An 18937-nucleotide genomic window follows, 5' to 3' on the forward strand; every position below is an offset into this window, starting at 1 on the left:
TTTAACTGTGTTTTTCGTAAAGAATTCAAAATTAAACAACTAAAATTTATATAAAACTCTTAAACAGTGTGTTTTTTAACAAGAATTCTAGCAATAAAAATATTCCTGCTAAGAACACGAGTAAGCGATATTTTTCAGAATAATTATAGTATTTAAACTCTTCTATTTTTGTTTTTTCTAGCTTGTCAATTTCGTCGTAAATTTCTTTAAGTTTTGTATTGTTTGTGGCTCTAAAATATTTCCCGTTGGTTTCGGAAGCTATATGTTTTAGTAAGGCTTCGTCAATTTCTACAGGTTGATTTTTAAATGAAATCTTACCTGTTCTTGGGTCTCTTGCCCAAGGTACAGGAGCCATTCCGTTAGTTCCGATGCCAATAGTATATACTTTTATTTCGTTACCTTTCGCTAGCTCCGTAGCTGTTTTAGGGTCAACAAAACCAGCATTGTTTACTCCGTCAGTCAACAGAATAATTACTTTACTCTTTGCTTCACTTTCTTTTAATCTGTTTACGGCAGAACCTAAGCCCATTCCGATAGCAGTACCGTCATCTAATTGTCCCCATTTAATTTCAGAAATGGTTCTTTTTACAATGGATTTATCACTGGTGATAGGGGTTTGTGTGAAGCTTTCACCAGCATACACAACAATACCAATACGATCGTTGGGACGGCGATTCACAAAATCAGTAGCTACTCTTTTTAAAGCTTCCAGTCGGTTTGGTTGTAAATCTTTGGCTAACATACTTGCCGAAACATCAATAGCCATTACAATATCAATACCGCGATTTGTTTTTGTTTTCTTGCTAACAGCTACGTTTCTTGGACGAGCCAAAGCAATGATTAAACAAGTCAATGCAAGTAGTCTTAACAAGTACAGTAAAGGTTTTAATTTAGGTAAAATAGAACCTTGTATTTTAAAACCTTTGGTGCTTGACATTTTTAATTTTGCACTATCTTTTTTTCGGCTATAGAAACTCCAAAAAGCTAATAGAGGAATCAATATCAGTAACCATAAAAACTCAGGGTTATGAAACTCAAAATTATTCCACTTCATCTTCTTCTATTTGTTTTTTTGGTTTCAAATTATCAATAATAAAGGTAGCATTTTTACGGTCTCCCTCGATTTCATGAGATAAAGGTTTTGACTTTGCAAACTTTACTAAATCGGATTCTTGTAATAAACCTTTTAACTTTTCAATAGTTTCTTTCGTTGTTTCTATTGATTTTGTGTCGTTAAAGTCTTTTAAAACACTAATTAATTCATCTGTAGTGCTTTCTAAAGCAGGAACGTGTAACTCTCGTTCAATATACCCTCTAATAATGTCGGTTAACTCGCTGTAATATTGTTTTACTTGATTATTCTGCCACAATAATTTTTTATCTAGCTCTTCTAATTTTTGCATTGCTTCTTCATAAGGAGCCAATAACGGAACAACAACTTTTTCTTGTTGTTCTTTTTTCTTTTTGAAAACAAAGAAGTAGAGTAGTAGTGCAATAATAGCTAAAGCTATTACAGCCCACCAGATATACTGTTTGAAATCATCAAATTGATACGGTTCCCCTTTGATCCCTTTAATAGGGAATTTTTTAACCTTGGTGGTATCGATAGGAACAGTAGCAACATTTACAAGTAAACTATCAGTTAAATAGGCTTGATTTCTAATAAATATTTGCTGCCTAGGAATGTAAAATGCGCCACTATCAAATCCTGTTAAAATATATTTTTGAACCAGTTTGTTTTCAATTGTGTCAATTTTTAGGGTGTCGATTACTTCCAACCCTTTTAAATCTTCTAACTTAGGGATGATGACATTCTCAATAGCATCAACAGATATTTTATATTGAAATTGTTCTCCAATTCTAATGCTGGTAGTGTCAATTTCAGCTTTTACCTGAGGTTGTTGTGCAAAGGTAAAAGAAGCTAAAAACAAGCATAAATAAAAAAAGTTGTATTTCATTCTTATCCTTTTCTTTTAAAATAACCTAATAATTTACGCACATAGCTTTCATCAACTCTAGTGCTAATAGTACCTGCGCCACTTTTTGTAAACGAATTTTCAAAATAATCAGCTAAACGCAAAGCATTTGCTTTGTAATGTGTTCTTACATTTTTAGAACTTGTATTTACCAAATGTGTTTTACCTGTCTCTGCATCTAACATTTGAACCATTCCTAAATTCGGAATTTCTTCATCGTGTTTGTCGTATACGCGAATACCTGTTACATCGTGCTTATTACCAACAATTTTTAAAGTACGCTCATAATTGTCATCCATAAAATCAGAAAGCATAAAAACAATAGCTTTCTTTTTCATAATGTTGGATAAAAACTTTAAAGCCTCACTAATGTTGGTTTGTTTGCTTTTTGGTTGAAACTCTATAAGCTCACGAATAATTCGTAATACGTGACTTTTTCCTTTTTTAGGCGGAATGTATAACTCAACCTGATCAGAAAACAGAATTAATCCAACCTTATCGTTATTTTGGATGGCAGAAAATGCTAATGTTGCGGCAATTTCAGTAACTGTATCCTTTTTAAATTGTTCAGAAGTACCAAAAAATTCAGAACCTGAAACATCGACTACCAACATCATAGTAAGTTCGCGTTCCTCTTCAAAAACTTTTACATAAGGTTCATTGTAACGCGCGGTAACATTCCAATCGATTGCTCTAATATCGTCTCCGTATTGATATTGGCGTACTTCAGAAAAAGTCATACCACGCCCTTTAAAGGTTGAGTGGTATTCTCCTCCAAAAATATGATTAGACAACCTACGTGTCTTAATTTCTATTTTTCGAACTTTTTTTAGTAATTCTTTTGTGTCCATTTTTTCAATTCTCAGTTAACAGTTATCAATAATCAGTAAAAATATATTCAGCTGATAATTGTTCATTGATAATTGATTAAGGTACTTGTACTTCGTTAATAATAGAGTTGATAATATCTATTGAAGTAATATTTTCGGCTTCTGCTTCGTAAGTAATTCCAATTCTGTGGCGTAATACGTCATTTACTACAGCTCTCACATCTTCAGGAATCACATATCCTCTTCGTTTAATAAAAGCATAACATTTTGCAGCTTTTGCCAAAGCGATACTACCACGAGGAGAAGATCCGAAACTAATTAATGGTTGCAGTTTCTCTAGATTATATTTTTCAGGATAACGAGTTGCGAAAATGATATCTAAGATATATTTTTCGATTTTTTCATCCATATACACCTCATTAACTACTTGACGAGCTTTGATAATCTGGTTTATAGAAATTACAGGGTTTATTTTTTGAAAACTTCCATTTAAGTTTTGACGCATGATAAGTTGTTCGTCTTGTAATTTTGGATAGTCAATTACAGTTTTTAACATGAAACGGTCAACTTGTGCCTCAGGAAGTGGGTATGTACCTTCTTGTTCAACTGGGTTTTGAGTTGCCATTACTAAGAAAGGTTCGTCTAGTTTAAACGTTTCGTCACCAATAGTAATTTGACGTTCTTGCATAGCTTCTAACAATGCAGATTGCACTTTTGCAGGAGCACGGTTAATCTCATCTGCTAATACAAAGTTGGCAAAAATTGGCCCTTTTTTAATAGAGAAGTCATTCTCTTTTACGTTGTATATCATAGTACCTACAACATCAGCAGGTAGTAAGTCTGGAGTAAACTGTATACGGCTAAAACTTGCATCAACAGCTTTAGAAAGTGTATTAATGGCTAATGTTTTAGCTAAACCAGGAACACCTTCTAATAAGATATGACCGTTTCCTAAAAGCCCTATAAGTAATCGTTCAATCATGTGCTTTTGACCAACAATTACTTTATTCATTTCAGTAGTTAATAAATCTACAAAGGCACTCTCTCTTTCTATTTTTTCATTGATGGCTCTTACGTCTATATCCATAGTATTTGAAATAAATTAGAATTTTATGAAACAAAGCTACAATAATAAGAAAATAAGAGTTGTTAAAGTATGGTTAAAGATGAAAGGGTGTGTTTTGGTGCTGTATTGATATTTAAACAGTGTTAAATATTTTGTTTTTAATTTATTATAACACTATATTTAGTTTTTTTATATAAATTTAACAGAAATTAACAATCATATATAAACTAAAACTTAATGAATGTACTTATGGATAAAAAAAGCAAAATATTTGTTTTCATCTTATTGATGTCTTTCACATCAATGATTGGACAAACAATTAAAGGTAAAGTAACAGACGGAAATGGGGTTCCTCTTGCTTTTGTAAATGTTCTAGAAAAGGAGACCGTTAACGGAGTGAGTACAGACGAACAGGGTGAATTTGTACTCAATGTTAAACAGATGCCTGCTACGTTAGTGTTTTCTTCAGTAGGTTTTACCACGTTAGAAAAAACATTATACAATGTTTCTTTTATTACTGTAGTTTTAAAAGAAGATAATGTTTTGGAGGAGGTTGTGTTAACAGGTAACCGTGCTAAGCCTAGAACAATTTTAGACTCTGCAGTACCTATTGATAATGTAAGTGTGAGAGAGTTGCAAGCTACAGGTCAAACAAATATAGACCAAATGTTAACGTACACAGTTCCTTCTTACAATTCAAGTAACCAAACAATTTCTGATGCAACTGCGCATTTTGATCCTGCCGATTTGCGTGGGTTAGGGCCAAGTAGAACTTTAGTTTTGGTAAATGGAAAGCGTAAGAACCAAAGTGCCTTAGTATATGTAAATGATACACCAGGTAAAGGAGAAGTAGGAGTAGATATGAAAAGTATTCCTACAGCTGCTATTGAAAGAGTAGAAATTTTACGTGATGGGGCTTCTGCTCAATATGGTTCAGATGCTGTAGCTGGGGTTGTAAACATTATTTTAAAAAAAGGTGTTGAATTTACTCAAGTAAATGTAAACTCTGGAGTAACGAAAGAAGGAGACGGATTTAATATTGATGGAGATGTTAATCATACATTTACCTTTGGTGAAGGAGGTTTTGTGAATGCTACACTTGGTTTAAGTTATCAAGAGAAAACCGATAGGGCTGGTGAACCAGGAAAAGATGATTTGTTTGGTGTAGATAATCAATGGACACGAGATAATCCAGATTTAGGAATGATTATTGGACAGCCAGAAATGAAAAAAGGAGATTTGTTTGTGAATGCAGAATATCCTTTAAACGAGAATACTACACTATATGGTTTTGGAGGATTTAATATGCGACAAGGTAAAAGTTTTGCTCTTTATAGACCTCCATATTGGATTACAGATGATTTTGGATTGTTAACACCTCCAGGAGAAACTTATGATGGATTTCAACCAACCTTTGAAACAGATATTCAAGATATTTTGTTTACAGCAGGTAGTAGGTTTAAGTTAGGAGGATTTAATGCAGATTTAAGTGGTAGTTATGGTCGTAACTCTGTTGATTATACAATAGGTAATACTATTAATGTAAGCTTAGGAGCTAACAGTCCTACTTCTTTTGATGCAGGAGCATATGCTTTCAGTAATATTGTAGGGAACTTTGATATGAGTCGTTCTTTTGGAGATGTAAGTATAGGGTTTGGTGTTGAAGCAAGACAAGAACGATTTGAAGTAACAGCTGGAGAGGAGGCTTCGTATATTGATGGTGGAGCACAATCATTTCCTGGTTTACAACCTGGTAATGCTTTAAATGAAACAAGAACTAACGTAGGTGGTTATGGTACATTAGATTGGGATGTTTCAGAAGACTTTTTAATAGGTGGGGCAGTTCGTTATGAGAATTATTCAGATTTTGGAGATAATTTTTCATGGAAAGTAAATTCTAGATATAAGTTAGGAGAAGCAGGAGTGTTAAGAGCTTCATATAGTACAGGATTTAGAGCGCCATCATTACATCAGGTATATTTGAGTAATGTACAAACTTTAGTTTCAGGAGGTACTATTTCAAATCAAGGAACATTCAATAATGTAAGTCCAGTGATTAGAGATTTAGGAGTTGATCCGCTATTTGCTGAAACTTCTGAAAATGTTTCGGCTGGTATTACGGTAAAGGCTTCGAATGACTTTACAATTTCGTTAGATTATTACAATGTTAAAGTAGATGATAGAGTAGTGTTTTCTGGAGAAATTGGAGGTACTGATGATGACGGGAATCCAAATGCAGATGTTCAACAGATTTTAGATGATAACTCAGTAACAAGTATTAAGTTTTTTATCAATGCTGCTGATACTAAAACAGAAGGTTTTGATTATACAATGCGTTATAAAAACATTGACTTTGCAGCAGGTAAATTAGGATTAAACTTAGCATTAAACATCAATAAAACTAAATTAGAAGGAGAAGTAAAAACTCCAACTAAGTTAGCAAATTATAAGAATGCTATTTTTAATAGAAAAGAACAATCAAGAATTATTAGTGCAAGACCTAATACTAAACTTTTATTTGGGGCTGATTATAAGTATAAAAAGTTTACAGCCTTTTTAAATAACACATACTTTGGAGAGGTAATGTGGCAGCATGCTACAGATCCAGGAAAAGATCAAACATTTAGTGGAAAGATAATTACAGACATCTCTTTTGGGTATGAGTTTTCTGATATGATTTCTTTCAATGCACAAGTAAATAATTTATTTGATGTGTACCCAGACGAAATTGATACAAAGGGAGATGTTGTAACTGATTTAGGAGGTCGTTTTAAATACCCTTGGGAAGTAAACCAATTTGGATTTAATGGGATGACTTTTAAAGCAGGATTAACCTTTAAATTTTAAGCTTAATTATTTGATAACGAAAAAGCACCTTTTTTGAGGTGCTTTTTTATGAATTATACTTTTTTAAAACTAATTTATCATTTTCAAAAACCGCATAGGTGTAATACTGAATCCAGTCACCAGTATTCAAATAAGTACTATCCTCTTTAAGTTGAATTTCCAAAGGAAGATGTCGGTGTCCAAACACAAAATAATCGTAGTGTTTAGTTTCTAATTTACGTTTACAATATTGTACAAGCCATTCATTGTCTTCGCCTAAAAATTTAGCATCTTCATCACCAGAAATCAATTTGTTTTTAACTGACATATACTGTCCTAATCGAACACCTAAATCTGGATGTAACCAACGAAACATCCATTGAAATAAAGGAAACGTAAATACTTTTTTCATACGTTTATATCCTTTGTCCCCTGGTCCTAGTCCATCACCATGACCAATTAAAAACAATTGATTGTTGATTTTAAACTCTTGAGGAGAATGATACACAGGAATGTTTAATTCCTTTTCAAAATAATCACGCATCCATAAATCATGATTTCCAACAAAAAAGTAAATCGGAATACCACTGTCTTTTATTTCTCCGAGCTTACCTAAAACGCGAACAAAGCCTTTAGGTACTACAGTTTTGTATTCGAACCAAAAATCAAATAAATCACCTAAAATAAAAATAGCCTCAGCATCTTTCTTAACTTCGTTTAACCATGCAACAAACTTTTGTTCACGAGGAAAACTAGCTTCAGAAGTCGGAGCTCCCAAATGTTGGTCGGAAGCAAAATAAACTTTTTTATTATCAGAAGTGTTGATTGAAATCAAATCGTAAATTTTGGTAAAAATAAGTATTTTACTCAGAGTTAGCACAAACAAATTTTGGCTACATTTGTTTAAGAACTTACATGAACCCACGTATATGAATCCGTTTGATGATACTTACTTTATGAAAAAAGCCTTGCAAGAGGCTGAGCTTGCTTTTGATAAAGGAGAGGTTCCAGTAGGTGCAGTAATTGTTTTTAACAACCAGATTATTGCTAGAGCGCATAATTTAACTGAGTTGTTAAACGATGTTACGGCGCATGCCGAAATGCAAGCTTTTACCGCAGCAGCAGACTTTTTAGGTGGAAAATATTTAAAGGACTGTACTTTGTATGTTACCTTAGAGCCTTGTCAGATGTGTGCTGGAGCAAGTTATTGGGCTCAAATAGGAAAGATAGTGTATGGAGCCAGTGAACCAAAGCTTGGTTTTAGTGTATTAAAAACAAAATTACATCCAAAAACAAAGGTAATATCAGGGGTTTTAGAAGAAGAATGCGGGTTTTTATTGAAGAAATTTTTTATTGAAAAACGCAATTTGAATTAAGTTGTCATCCCTGCGTATGCAGGAATCTTTTTAGGATGCGAAGCTGAAACGAGTTCAGCTTGACGAAAATTAAAATAACGTTTGTTGTTTTGCCCCACTTTCGTGTTCTAACAACCACTTTTTACGCCAAACACCACCTGCATATCCTGTTAACGAACCATCAGAACCTACAACTCTGTGACACGGAATAACTATCCAAATAGGATTTTTACCATTCGCTGAAGCTACCGCACGAATTGCTTTTACATCACCTAATTGTTTGGTTTGTTCTAAGTAGGTTCTAGTACTTCCGAAAGGGATGTTTAGTAATTCCTCCCAAACCGATTGCTGAAAGGTTGTTCCTTGAGGATTCAATTGTAAATCAAACGCTGTTCTTGTTCCTGCAAAATACTCGTCCAATTGTGTAACACATTCTTGTAAATAAGCAGGAACATCTTTTTGAGTACTGATTGGAGTTGAAGTATCTTCATCCAATACAGAAATCGATTGGATTCCGTTTTTATCACCATCAATTTTGGCAATTCCGATTGGGGTTTTATAATATGTAGTTTGTAGGTTAGACACCAAAAACGTCTTTAGAGTTCTGTGTTGTAATTTCCGAAATTTCATCGAAAGTTAATCCGTAAATATCTACTAACTTACCCACAACATTAGTAATGTAACTACTCTCATTACGTTTTCCTCGGTACGGAGTAGGAGCTAGGTAAGGAGAATCGGTCTCTAACACAATGTGTTTAATGTCTATTTGGTTTAGGAACTTGTCAATCTTTCCATTTTTAAAAGTCGCTACACCACCAATTCCTAATTTCATGTTATAAGAAATTGCTTTCTCAGCTTGTTCTAAGGTTCCTGTAAAGCAGTGAAAAATTCCAAATAAATTGTTTCCTTTTTCAGTTTCTAATACTTCGAAAATTTCATCAAAAGCATCACGACAATGGATAACAATCGGCAATTGTTTTTCTTTAGCCCATTGAATTTGCGTACGAAAAGCTTCTTGTTGTTGTGGTAAAAATGATTTATCCCAATACAAATCGATACCAATTTCACCAATTGCATAAAAATCACGTTTATCTAACCACTCTTTTACATGTGCTAACTCTTCTTGGTAGTTTTCTTTTACCGAAGTTGGGTGTAACCCCATCATTAAAAACACATCGTTCGGGTAGTTTTTTTCTAAATCGAACATACGTTCAGTGTAAGAACTATCAATTGCAGGAATAAAGAAACGAGAAACCCCAGCATCTTTTGCACGTTGTATCATTTCGTTTCTGTCTTCATCAAACTGGCTTGAGTATAGGTGTGTATGTGTATCGGTTATCATAATTTTAATAAAAATCCCTTTCGACTGTGTTCAAGGGGACATTGTATTATATTGTATCTTTGCGAGGACAAAAGTACAAGAAATGGCAAGTTTGAAAAAAGTATTACGAAAAAAGAAATACATCAAAATAAAACTCAAAAAAATGGTGACTAATCATTTAGAGTTAGATGCGGAGATAAATGGTGTTAAAGGAAGGTTTATTTTAGATACAGGCGCTTCCAATTCGTGTGTTGGATTGGATTTAATTGAGCGTTTTAAACTTGTCTCTGAAGAGAGTGAGGTAAAAGCAGCAGGAGCTGGAGCAACCGATATGGAAACACAAAAGTCAGAAAATAATTCACTTAAAATAGGAAAGTGGAAAACCGAAGCTTGTGATTTAGTATTGTTTGACTTAACGCATGTAAATACTGCCTTAAAACAACATGATGCACAAGAAGTTGATGGGATTATTGGTGCAGATATTTTAGAAGCTGGAAAAGCGTTTATTGATTATAACAAGAAAGCATTATACTTAAAGAAGCTTAAAAAGAAAAAAGTTAGAAAATTGAAAGTACCTTTCTAAAAAATAAAAATCCGTAAGATATTTCTTACGGATTTTTTTATGCTTGACAGTTTAAGTTAATTAACTTAAAACTTCTTTAATTCTTTTAATAGCTTCACGTAATTGTAATTCAGAAGCAGCATATGATAAACGGATACAGTCTGGAGCACCAAAAGCTTCACCAGTAACTGTAGCTACATTAGCTTCTTCTAATAACAACATAGAAAAATCGTTAGCATCTTTAATTTCTTTTCCACGGATGGTTTTTCCGAAGAAATCAGAAATATCTGGGAATACATAAAAAGCACCTTCAGGTATGTTTAATTTGAAACCGTCAATTTCACCTAATAATTGTAATACTAAATCTCTACGGTTTTTAAACTCATCTACCATGTACTGTACCTTTTCTGGCGATGCTTTTACAGCAGTAATTGCAGCACGTTGAGCGATACAATTGGTTCCTGAAGTAATTTGACCTTGCATTTTTGTACACGCTTTAGCAATCCATTCAGGAGCGCCAATATAACCGATTCGCCATCCTGTCATAGCAAATGCTTTTGCTAATCCGTTAACAGTAATGGTGCGGTCGTACATGCTTTCAATAGCAGCAAAGCTAAATGGCTTTGTTCCGTAGTTGATATGCTCGTAAATCTCGTCTGATAAGATGTAGATGTTTGGATACTTCTCTAACACTTTAGCCAAAGCTCTGTATTCTTCTTCACTATAAATAGAACCACTTGGGTTGGTTGGTGAGTTGAAGAAAATCATCTTTGTTTTTGGTGTAATTGCTGCTTCTAATTGCTCTGGAGTGATTTTGAAATCAGTATCAATAGAAGAAGGAATTTCTGTGTAGGTAGCCTCGCATAACGTAGCAATAGCAGAATAACTTACCCAATATGGTGCAGGTAATAATACTTCATCACCAGGATTTAACAATACTTGTGCTACGTTAGCAATAGATTGTTTTGCTCCTGTAGAAACTACAATTTGGTTTGGTGTGTATGTTAAGTCGTTATCACGCTTAAATTTTTCGCAAATAGCTTCTTTCAATTCTACATATCCGTCTACAGGAGTATATGAATTGTAATTTTGATTGATGGCTTCAATAGCGGCATCTTTAATAAAATCAGGAGTGTTAAAATCAGGCTCTCCTAAACTTAAACTGATGATATCTCTACCTTCAGCCTTTAATTCTCTTGCTTTAGCTGCCATAGCTAAAGTTTGCGATACAGGTAAACTGTTAATTCTGTTTGATAATGCGTTTGACATTGTGTTGTTATCTTGTGTGTTGATTATGCTAATTGAGGTTTTCTTCCTAACTCAGCTAAATGTCTAAAGTGTTCAATAACTGCTCTACGAGTTGTTTTGTATTCGTTATAAGGAAGATTAAATTCCTTAGCAGTTTCTTTTACAATCTTAGCTAATTTATCATAATGAATATGAGAAATATGAGGAAAAATATGGTGTTCTACTTGATGGTTTAATCCACCTGTATAGAAATTGATAAACCAGTTTTTAGGGGCAAAATTTGCAGTGGTATATAACTGATGAATAGCCCAGGTGTTTTTCATATTTCCGTCTTCATCAGGTAAAGGAGTTTCTGTTTTAGGAACGATGTGTGCTAATTGGAAAACTACACTTAAAATGATTCCTGCAGTATAATGCATGACAAAAAATCCGATTAATACCTTCCACCAAGCAACATCCGTAACTACGATTGGTAATACCAACCAAAGAGCATAATAAATCACTTTAGAAACTACTAATTTTGTCCATTCTTTTGCTGGATTAGGAAATTCTCCGTACGATAATTTACGTTTTAAATAGCTGTGCATTTGCTTAAAATCGGTCGTAATTGCCCAGTTAATAGTTAACAATCCGTATAAAAAGATTGAATAATATTTTTGGAATTTGTGAATCCACAACCATTGTGAATGCTTTGAAAAACGGATGATTCTACCAGCATCCATGTCTTCATCATGATCTTGAATGTTTGTATAGGTATGGTGCAATACATTGTGTTGTACTTTCCAGTTGTATACATTACCTGCTAAAATATAAATACTACTTCCAAAAAGTTTATTTACCCATTTTTTACTCGAAAAAGATTCATGGTTGGCATCGTGCATTACATTCATTCCAACTCCTGCCATTCCAACTCCCATTAATACAGTTAGGGCTAATTTTATCCATTGAGACATATCAATAGTTAAAATTAATATGAAAGGAACAATAAAAATAGCTAACATAATTATTGCCTTTGTGTATAATTTCCAGTTTCCTGTACGTTTAATTTCGTTTTCTTTAAAGTATGTATTAACTCTTTTGTTTAAAGTTCTAAAAAACTTTGTTTTGTCTATTCTTGAGAAGTTTACTGTCGTCATTTGTTGTTTGTTTGTCTCGCAAAAATAAACGTTTTTGGTTCACGGTTATTGCTATACACCAACTTTTTAACCAGATTAATATCTTTTACTTAAAAATTAACAATACCAAATTGTTTTTTATTTTTGCAGCGGAAAAAATCACTAGATGGAACTTATAAAAAAATACTTTGGCAATTTAACGGAAACACAATTAGAACAATTTTCTAAGTTGCAAGAATTGTATCAAGATTGGAATTTGAAAATTAACGTTGTTTCTCGTAAAGATATTGATGAATTGTATTTACGTCATGTATTACATTCATTAGGAATAGCGAAGGTAATGGAGTTTCAACCAGGAGCAAATGTGATGGATGTAGGTACCGGAGGTGGTTTTCCTGGAGTTCCGTTGGCAATTTTATTTCCTGAAACGCAATTTCACTTGGTAGATTCTATCGGGAAGAAGATTAAAGTGGTTAATGAAGTAGTAGAAGGATTAGGGTTAGAAAATGTAAAAACGACTCACGGACGCGTAGAGGAGGTAGATGAAACTTATGATTTTATTGTGAGTAGAGCGGTAGCGCAAATGGAAACTTTTCATCGTTGGGTAAAAAATAAGGTAAAAAAGAAAGAAAACCACACGTTAAAAAACGGAATTCTATATTTAAAAGGTGGTGACCTTACAGAAGAACTTGCGAACTTCCCTAAAGCCACCATTTATGATTTACCAGATTTTTTTGAAGAAGACTTCTTCGAAACTAAAAAAGTGGTGCACTTACCAATAAAGTTTAAAGGCTAGTTTTTGTTGAAGAAAATACATACTGCATTTCAGATGCAATTTGTAAACTTCTTTCTAAGTATTTTTCTTTTTCAGAAGTTGTTCCATCATATAATTTTGGATCTTCATAAGTAACAGGTATCCTTTTATCAGCACCCGCGATAAACGGACATCCTTCATCTGCTTGTGAACAAGTCATAATAGCTCCAAAAGCTGAGGTTGGATTAAAGTCATCGTCATATTTTTTAGAAAAACCTATAATAGATGGTGTGTTATCAGCATACTTTACTGCGTAAATAGGATTTGTTCCATCAGATAATTGTTGAATTTTAAATCCGTTATCTTTTAAAGTAGTAACAACTGTTGAATTCATAGCGGTAGCTTCTGTTCCTCCTGAATAAGAAAGTACATTTGGTATTTGATGATAAAAAGCTATTGTTTTCGCCCATACTTGCGACAAATGACTTCTTCTGGAGTTGTGTGTGCAAATAAAATTCAAGTTTATAGCTTCCTTGTTATCCAGTTTTCCCTGAATATACTCTACAAGCGGTTGTAAAACTTCTTTTCGTTCTTCTGAAACGGTTGGTAAGCTCGAGATAGTTTCCTGTAATTCAGGAAATAGCGTTGAGGTTTGTGTTTTCATATTAACAGCATCCTGAGTTTGGTGCACAAGTAGTTTGCTTTTGTAAATCAGCTAATTTCACTTTTGGTTTTTCTTGTGGAATTCCGCAGTTATCTTTCGCTAAACAATCTGTTTGTTTTGTAGTTAATAAGAAGTTAGTTCCGTCAAAATCCAACCCATACTTTCCAATCGTACTTCCTTGATATTCCACTTCAATTTCTAAATCAGGAATATTTAATACTTTTTCTGATAATTCAATAATGTGGATTAGTTTTTCTGGATGCAATCTGTGATCATAATCATTCGCATTCCATAATTGAAAGTTTACCACTTCTTCATTTCTAACAACTCCACCACAATCGATAAAGTTTTTGGTAATTTTTCCTACTTCTGTTACGTGAAAATGATTGGGTACTAAGCTTCCGTTAGGTAATTGAAAAGCGATAGTTTTTAACGTGCTTAAATGCTGTTTAATTTCTGATAGTTTCATGGTTTTGTTTTTTTAATTGTAATATTACGATTAATGGTTTCAAATTTTTTTAGCAACAACTCTGGTTATTCATGTCAAGGTTTAAAAAAGAAGAAAGCAAGGTTTTAATTTCTTTCCATGTTGATGGATTGATGCAATAGCAAACGCTAGTTCCTTCAATAGTTCCTTTAATGATACCAATCTTTTTTAATTCTTTTAAATGTTGCGAAATAGTAGGTTGCGCCAAACCGATTTCATTTACCAAATCACCACAAACACAAGAATTCAATTTGAATAAGTGTTGTAAAATTGCAATACGAGCAGGATGCCCCAAGACTTTTGCGATGGTAGCCAATTGATTTTGTTCTTCAGTAAATATTTCTGATTTGGTTAATCCCATTGATTAATTATTATATTGCAATATTACGATTAATAAATAAAATACTAACTATTTTTAGTGTTGTTTTTTATAAAAAGTTTAATACCAGCGTCTTTTCTTCTTTTTAGAAGCTTCTGATTTTCTTCCTTTTTTGTGTTTGCTAATAGTGTTTGGCTGTTTTTTTGGCTTAGGCTTTGCTAAAGGAAATGGATGATCTTCTACAACTTTTATAGTTCTGTCCATAAATTCCTGAATAGCTTTGATGTAAGAAGTTTCATCGGCGCTACACAATGAAAAGGCAATTCCAGATTTACCTGCTCTACCTGTTCTACCAATTCTATGCACGTAGGTTTCAGGAATGTTAGGTAAGTCAACATTAATAACCGCATCTACTTTGCTTACGTCTATTCCGCGAGCAGCAAGATCGGTAGCAATTAAAATATTGGCTTTGTTATTTTTGAAATCTTCGATAGCTTGGTTTCGTAAGTTTTGCGACTTATCACCGTGTACACTAGTTACTTTATATCCATTTTTTTGAAGTGTTTTTTCTAACTTATCAACTCCAAATTTGGTGCGACGGAAGATAATAATACGTCCATGTATAGTATTACGAAGCAAGTGTAAACATAAATCTACCTTGTTTTTTTTAGGTGTGTAATACAATAATTGTCCAATGTTAGTTGCCGTCGTTTCCGCAGGAGAAATATCTACCTTTTCAGGTTTGTATAACATCGATTTAGCCAAATCACTTACTTTATCAGGCATTGTTGCAGAAAATAGTAAGGTCTGTTTTTTACGCGGACAAAGCTCTTCAATTCTTTGCACATCTTCAATAAAGCCCATGTCTAGCATTAAATCGGCTTCATCTAGCACCAATGTTTTTAATTGGCGAACATCAATACTACCTTGTTGGTGCAAATCGATAAAACGACCTGGGGTAGTGATTAAAATATCCACTCCTTTTTCTAAAACATCTTTTTGAGGTTGTGTAGCAACGCCACCGAAAATAACAGTGCTTCGTAAGTTGGTGTATTTGCTGTAGGCTTTAAAATTCTCTTGAATTTGAATCGCTAATTCACGAGTAGGGCTCACCACTAACGCTTTTATCTTTTTGGCTCTTTTTTCAACATCAGCTTCTTCAGAAAGCTCTTGAATAATAGGCAACGCAAAAGCAGCAGTTTTACCTGTACCTGTTTGAGCAGCTACAATCACATCTTTTTTATTGAGTACTAACGGAATTACTTCTTCTTGTACCGGAGTTGGTTTGTGGTGTCTTTCTTCATTAAGTGCTTTTAAGATAGACTTGCTAAGTTGTAGGTCTGAAAACTGCATCAAAATATTTTTTGCAAAGGTAGGTTAAAAGGAATGATGAAACATTTATTTTATAGTATTTCAGAGGGCAAACTAAGTATAAAAGCCTTGTTAAAGGTACTTTTTACACTTTTTTGACAATTGATTTGCACTTTTCACGATAGGCTCTGATAATTTTGAGGAAACTTTAAAATTTGAAATTATGAATAGTATAAAAAAAGGCCTTCTGTTAGGAGTGTTATTGTTAACAGTAGTTTTTATTAGTGGTTATGCTACTAAAACTTCAGTACCTACTATAAAAGAGAAAACAGAGGTTGAAAAAACAGAAAAAAATCAAACGATTAATATGTTTGTAACACACGGACATTGTAGCACACCGTTTGGAGGTATTGTAGACGATTTAAAAGTGGAAATTCCTGTGCGAATGGATGCTGGAAATCCGTTAGAAAATATGCGTATTTCGTTTGAGGTTGATCCGAACTCATTTAAAGCATGCAGAGGTGATGTGGCTGATTTAACCGAAAGAGTTAAAACGAAAGGAGTGTTTGTTAGTGATAACAACGAGAAAATAAGATTTAAAACGACCAATGTGTATGTGATGGGAGTTGATTGGTATCAAATTAATGGAGTGATGTCTATTAAAGGAGTGGAAAGAGAGGTGAAGTTTTTTGCAACAGGAATTAGAAATGCATACGAAAGTATGTCGAGTGAATTGGTATTACAAGGTCAAGTGAATTTATTGGACTGGGGTATTGATTATGATAAGTTAGTAAATGGACAATCGTTAGAGGTTCCTACAAAATGGTTGTACTTGAATATGAAAATTGAGTTGAGTTAATTAAGGAAAAAAACAAAATAGTATTACAGATGCTATTTTGTTTTTTTTCGCTAATGTATTTATGCAGATTGTTGTATATGTTTTTTTCTAAAGGAACTTTAATGAAAACAACCAGTCATTAATATCAGCTGCTAATTCCGTTTTAATTAAAGGTTGTTTATCTATAACTTTAATCAAAACTATATAAATATGATTGTCTTTGTCGGCAAAAAACACTTCTCCAGTCTCAAATATTGTTACGGGTTCAACATCATATTCTTGAGTGTATTTTGTGTAAAAAACTTCTGATTTTTTTTGGACACTTTGTAGTTCCAAAGTGTTTCCGGTCGATAATGAGTTATAGACCATTCCATTTAGAATTAAGTTAAAAATAAGACTACTTGAATTTTGATTAAATTGTTTTTCCGCTGTTTTAACTATTTGATTGACCATTGTACTATCAATATCAAGACTTTTCAATAGTTGCTTTTCCTTGTTTATATTTTCATTGAGTATGTCAAAAATTATTTTGGCAACGTCTTTCTTAATTACAATAACATTTATTGAAGAATTATAAACTTCTTCTTTTCCCGCAACTTCAATTTTAAGAGAGTCTTTGTATTTAAATTGATGAAATCTATATTTCTTTTTGTATTTTTTAAATTCTGGATTTTTGAAAATACTATCGATTGTAAAACTACTTTTTCGACCTATTGCAAATTCAAAAGGATTTATGTCTAATCCATTTTTAATAAACGTCACAGGTGAAATTTGTTTATATATCCAATTAATATTAGTTGTATCTGCGTAGAAGTTTCCGCTTGTTATGTAATCAGATTTTATAGATGGTGTATTTCTATTATAATCGGATATAAATAGTTGTTTTACATCGAAATAATCGTTTTCTCCAATATTTCTTTCTATTGAGGATATTTTAGTTTTAAGTTCAGTCAGTTCTTTTGCATGTCTTTCATCTCTATTATTAGATTGGTAATTCCAAAGAAAACCAACGATTGAACCTAAAAAAGCAAGTATTCCAATCCAATAAAGATGATTGTTTCTTTTTTCTTCAATTATTGATTTTTTCTGATTCTTTTTTTTATTCAAGGCTATTATTTTTTCAAATTGTAGATAACTTTTTAAGAATATAAACTTATTTTAATAATTTATATTCAACGTCAACCAAGTTAATTAAAATAAGAATAAAATCAACCTAAAAAATAGACTGTTCAGAAAGGGTGGTAAACTCCTCTAAAAAGCGCATACCTCTGTAGGAATTTCCTTTTTTGTTCAATTTAGGACTCCATACTGCAATCGCATACTGGTTAGGATGTATGGCAATAATACCGCCACCAACACCGCTTTTACCAGCGAGTCCAACTTTAAAAGCAAACTCACCCGATTCGTCGTAAAACCCACAGGTTTGCATCAAGGCATTGATTCTTTTCGATTGACTTTTGGTTAATATTTGTTCTCCTTGTCGTGTTTGTCCGTTATTGGCTAAGAAGAAAAATAATTCAGAAAGTTGTTCGCACGTCAGTTCCAATGAACATAAATCGAAATAGAAATCGAGCACCACTTCAGGGTCGTTGTAGATGTTTCCGTAAGACTTGATAAAATTACACAAGGCAACATTTCTGTATCCTACCGATTTTTCAGAAGCTGCAATTTTTGCAGAGTAGTCAATGTCTTTATTTTTGGAAAGACTTTTAATGAAACTCAATAAATCTTCTTTAGGATTTACCAAACTGCTAATTAAAATATCAGCAATAACAATAGCACCCGCGTTAATAAACGGGTTTCTAGGAATACCATTGTCCGTTTCCAGTTGTACTAATGAGTTAAAACTATTACCAGAAGGTTCTACGCCTAATCTATTCCAAATAGATTCCCCAAGATGCTTATACGCCAAACAAAGTGATAATACTTTTGAAATACTTTGTATAGAGAATTTTTCTTGAAAGTTTCCTAAACCAAAATTGGCATGGGAAATGGTTGATATATGCACACCAAATTTTTCTGAATCAATGGTGGCCAATTCAGGAATGTAGGTAGCTAACTCACCTATGTTTTCAATAGGAGTTATTTTCTCGTATACATTTTTAAGTATTTCTTTATAATTCATTGTTTTTAAACGTCGTGAACAGTTGCTAAACGAAATTAGTTGAATTCTGTTTGAAAACAAATAAAAAAGCAACCTACTTGGTTACTGAGCGTAGCCGAAGTGAGGTTGCTTTTAGTTATATAGAGTTCCGTAATCGGAAT

General features: G+C 33.0%; 20 protein-coding genes. 5 read left to right on the plus strand and 15 right to left on the minus strand.

The window, feature by feature from the left end; genetic code table 11:
* Window positions 1-46: 46 nt before the first annotated feature.
* From AC3VI6_RS06740 to AC3VI6_RS06755, 4 genes are all read right to left on the minus strand, one after another.
* On the minus strand, window positions 47-1054 hold the full coding sequence (locus tag AC3VI6_RS06740) for a vWA domain-containing protein (protein ID WP_497705616.1): 1008 nt from the start codon (window positions 1052-1054) through the stop codon (window positions 47-49).
* Entirely contained in the window at window positions 1041-1958 is a 918-nt protein-coding gene (locus AC3VI6_RS06745) for a hypothetical protein (RefSeq protein ID WP_497705617.1), read from the minus strand. Before AC3VI6_RS06745 ends, AC3VI6_RS06740 begins: the two co-directional genes overlap by 14 nt.
* A gap of 2 nt (window positions 1959-1960) precedes the next feature.
* Window positions 1961-2827 (minus strand): DUF58 domain-containing protein, encoded by an 867-nt coding sequence (locus AC3VI6_RS06750; RefSeq protein WP_408034549.1) that lies wholly within the window; start codon window positions 2825-2827, stop codon window positions 1961-1963.
* A 76-nt stretch (window positions 2828-2903) separates the two neighbouring features.
* Entirely contained in the window at window positions 2904-3893 is a 990-nt protein-coding gene (locus AC3VI6_RS06755) for an AAA family ATPase (RefSeq protein ID WP_497705618.1), read from the minus strand.
* A gap of 216 nt (window positions 3894-4109) precedes the next feature.
* Here AC3VI6_RS06755 and AC3VI6_RS06760 point away from each other — a divergent pair, with 216 nt between their 5' ends.
* Window positions 4110-6719: a TonB-dependent receptor gene (locus AC3VI6_RS06760; RefSeq protein WP_497705619.1), complete on the plus strand. Its 2610-nt coding sequence runs from the start codon at window positions 4110-4112 to the stop codon at window positions 6717-6719.
* A gap of 46 nt (window positions 6720-6765) precedes the next feature.
* Here the strand turns inward: AC3VI6_RS06760 and AC3VI6_RS06765 are convergent, their stop codons facing one another.
* Window positions 6766-7533 carry a UDP-2,3-diacylglucosamine diphosphatase gene (locus AC3VI6_RS06765; RefSeq protein ID WP_497705620.1) on the minus strand — a complete coding sequence of 256 codons (768 nt, stop codon included), beginning with the start codon at window positions 7531-7533 and terminating at the stop codon, window positions 6766-6768.
* 94 nt (window positions 7534-7627) lie between these two features.
* Here AC3VI6_RS06765 and AC3VI6_RS06770 point away from each other — a divergent pair, with 94 nt between their 5' ends.
* Entirely contained in the window at window positions 7628-8074 is a 447-nt protein-coding gene (locus AC3VI6_RS06770) for a nucleoside deaminase (RefSeq protein WP_497705621.1), read from the plus strand.
* 69 nt (window positions 8075-8143) lie between these two features.
* On the opposite strand, the gene AC3VI6_RS06775 is transcribed toward AC3VI6_RS06770, so the two are convergent.
* Together AC3VI6_RS06775 and AC3VI6_RS06780 are read right to left on the minus strand one after the other, a co-directional pair.
* Complete coding sequence (locus AC3VI6_RS06775; RefSeq protein WP_497705622.1) at window positions 8144-8638, minus strand: methylated-DNA--[protein]-cysteine S-methyltransferase; 495 nt, start codon at window positions 8636-8638, stop codon at window positions 8144-8146.
* Window positions 8631-9395 carry a TatD family hydrolase gene (locus AC3VI6_RS06780; RefSeq protein ID WP_497705623.1) on the minus strand — a complete coding sequence of 255 codons (765 nt, stop codon included), beginning with the start codon at window positions 9393-9395 and terminating at the stop codon, window positions 8631-8633. Before AC3VI6_RS06780 ends, AC3VI6_RS06775 begins: the two co-directional genes overlap by 8 nt.
* An 82-nt stretch (window positions 9396-9477) precedes the next feature.
* Here AC3VI6_RS06780 and AC3VI6_RS06785 point away from each other — a divergent pair, with 82 nt between their 5' ends.
* The gene (locus tag AC3VI6_RS06785) at window positions 9478-9957 is read left to right on the plus strand and encodes a retropepsin-like aspartic protease (RefSeq protein ID WP_497705624.1); all 480 of its coding nucleotides are present in this window, start codon (window positions 9478-9480) and stop codon (window positions 9955-9957) included.
* Window positions 9958-10017: 60 nt separating this feature from the next.
* On the opposite strand, the gene AC3VI6_RS06790 is transcribed toward AC3VI6_RS06785, so the two are convergent.
* A complete protein-coding gene (locus AC3VI6_RS06790; RefSeq protein WP_497705625.1) occupies window positions 10018-11205 on the minus strand; it encodes a pyridoxal phosphate-dependent aminotransferase in 1188 nt (395 codons plus the stop codon).
* A 23-nt stretch (window positions 11206-11228) separates the two neighbouring features.
* Window positions 11229-12320 carry a fatty acid desaturase family protein gene (locus AC3VI6_RS06795; protein ID WP_497705626.1) on the minus strand — a complete coding sequence of 364 codons (1092 nt, stop codon included), beginning with the start codon at window positions 12318-12320 and terminating at the stop codon, window positions 11229-11231.
* A gap of 145 nt (window positions 12321-12465) precedes the next feature.
* Between AC3VI6_RS06795 and rsmG the strand changes: the two genes are divergently transcribed.
* On the plus strand, window positions 12466-13095 hold the full coding sequence (rsmG, locus tag AC3VI6_RS06800) for a 16S rRNA (guanine(527)-N(7))-methyltransferase RsmG (RefSeq protein WP_497705627.1): 630 nt from the start codon (window positions 12466-12468) through the stop codon (window positions 13093-13095).
* Here the strand turns inward: rsmG and AC3VI6_RS06805 are convergent.
* From AC3VI6_RS06805 to AC3VI6_RS06820, 4 genes are all read right to left on the minus strand, one after another.
* A complete protein-coding gene (locus AC3VI6_RS06805; RefSeq protein WP_497705628.1) occupies window positions 13085-13717 on the minus strand; it encodes a low molecular weight phosphatase family protein in 633 nt (210 codons plus the stop codon). The two genes, rsmG and AC3VI6_RS06805, sit on opposite strands and share 11 nt — an antisense overlap.
* A 1-nt stretch (window position 13718) precedes the next feature.
* On the minus strand, window positions 13719-14186 hold the full coding sequence (locus AC3VI6_RS06810) for a DUF6428 family protein (RefSeq protein WP_497705629.1): 468 nt from the start codon (window positions 14184-14186) through the stop codon (window positions 13719-13721).
* Between the two features lie 49 nt (window positions 14187-14235).
* Window positions 14236-14565, minus strand: coding sequence for an ArsR/SmtB family transcription factor (locus AC3VI6_RS06815; RefSeq protein ID WP_274634479.1), 330 nt, complete (start codon window positions 14563-14565; stop codon window positions 14236-14238).
* A gap of 78 nt (window positions 14566-14643) precedes the next feature.
* Window positions 14644-15876 carry a DEAD/DEAH box helicase gene (locus AC3VI6_RS06820; protein ID WP_497705630.1) on the minus strand — a complete coding sequence of 411 codons (1233 nt, stop codon included), beginning with the start codon at window positions 15874-15876 and terminating at the stop codon, window positions 14644-14646.
* 181 nt (window positions 15877-16057) lie between these two features.
* Between AC3VI6_RS06820 and AC3VI6_RS06825 the strand changes: the two genes are divergently transcribed.
* Complete coding sequence (locus AC3VI6_RS06825) at window positions 16058-16693, plus strand: YceI family protein (protein WP_497705631.1); 636 nt, start codon at window positions 16058-16060, stop codon at window positions 16691-16693.
* Window positions 16694-16780: 87 nt separating this feature from the next.
* Here AC3VI6_RS06825 and AC3VI6_RS06830 read toward each other — a convergent pair whose 3' ends face one another.
* Window positions 16781-17779 (minus strand): hypothetical protein, encoded by a 999-nt coding sequence (locus AC3VI6_RS06830; protein WP_497705632.1) that lies wholly within the window; start codon window positions 17777-17779, stop codon window positions 16781-16783.
* A 106-nt stretch (window positions 17780-17885) separates the two neighbouring features.
* A complete protein-coding gene (locus AC3VI6_RS06835) occupies window positions 17886-18797 on the minus strand; it encodes a glutaminase (RefSeq protein WP_497705633.1) in 912 nt (303 codons plus the stop codon).
* Window positions 18798-18937: the final 140 nt, after the last annotated feature.

The organism is Tenacibaculum sp. TB-56, from assembly GCF_059716275.2.

What these genes read in the sequence shown, in the direction of transcription:
- AC3VI6_RS06740 (WP_497705616.1), bottom strand. Translation starts at nt 1,054, where the DNA reads ATGAAGTGGAATAATTTTGAGTTTCATAACCCTGAGTTTTTATGGTTA.
- AC3VI6_RS06745 (WP_497705617.1), bottom strand. Translation starts at nt 1,958, where the DNA reads ATGAAATACAACTTTTTTTATTTATGCTTGTTTTTAGCTTCTTTTACC.
- AC3VI6_RS06750 (WP_408034549.1), bottom strand. Translation starts at nt 2,827, where the DNA reads ATGGACACAAAAGAATTACTAAAAAAAGTTCGAAAAATAGAAATTAAG.
- AC3VI6_RS06755 (WP_497705618.1), bottom strand. Translation starts at nt 3,893, where the DNA reads ATGGATATAGACGTAAGAGCCATCAATGAAAAAATAGAAAGAGAGAGT.
- AC3VI6_RS06760 (WP_497705619.1), top strand. Translation starts at nt 4,110, where the DNA reads ATGAATGTACTTATGGATAAAAAAAGCAAAATATTTGTTTTCATCTTA.
- AC3VI6_RS06770 (WP_497705621.1), top strand. Translation starts at nt 7,628, where the DNA reads ATGAATCCGTTTGATGATACTTACTTTATGAAAAAAGCCTTGCAAGAG.
- AC3VI6_RS06780 (WP_497705623.1), bottom strand. Translation starts at nt 9,395, where the DNA reads ATGATAACCGATACACATACACACCTATACTCAAGCCAGTTTGATGAA.
- AC3VI6_RS06785 (WP_497705624.1), top strand. Translation starts at nt 9,478, where the DNA reads ATGGCAAGTTTGAAAAAAGTATTACGAAAAAAGAAATACATCAAAATA.
- AC3VI6_RS06790 (WP_497705625.1), bottom strand. Translation starts at nt 11,205, where the DNA reads ATGTCAAACGCATTATCAAACAGAATTAACAGTTTACCTGTATCGCAA.
- AC3VI6_RS06795 (WP_497705626.1), bottom strand. Translation starts at nt 12,320, where the DNA reads ATGACGACAGTAAACTTCTCAAGAATAGACAAAACAAAGTTTTTTAGA.
- rsmG (WP_497705627.1), top strand. Translation starts at nt 12,466, where the DNA reads ATGGAACTTATAAAAAAATACTTTGGCAATTTAACGGAAACACAATTA.
- AC3VI6_RS06805 (WP_497705628.1), bottom strand. Translation starts at nt 13,717, where the DNA reads ATGAAAACACAAACCTCAACGCTATTTCCTGAATTACAGGAAACTATC.
- AC3VI6_RS06810 (WP_497705629.1), bottom strand. Translation starts at nt 14,186, where the DNA reads ATGAAACTATCAGAAATTAAACAGCATTTAAGCACGTTAAAAACTATC.
- AC3VI6_RS06815 (WP_274634479.1), bottom strand. Translation starts at nt 14,565, where the DNA reads ATGGGATTAACCAAATCAGAAATATTTACTGAAGAACAAAATCAATTG.
- AC3VI6_RS06820 (WP_497705630.1), bottom strand. Translation starts at nt 15,876, where the DNA reads ATGCAGTTTTCAGACCTACAACTTAGCAAGTCTATCTTAAAAGCACTT.
- AC3VI6_RS06825 (WP_497705631.1), top strand. Translation starts at nt 16,058, where the DNA reads ATGAATAGTATAAAAAAAGGCCTTCTGTTAGGAGTGTTATTGTTAACA.
- AC3VI6_RS06835 (WP_497705633.1), bottom strand. Translation starts at nt 18,797, where the DNA reads ATGAATTATAAAGAAATACTTAAAAATGTATACGAGAAAATAACTCCT.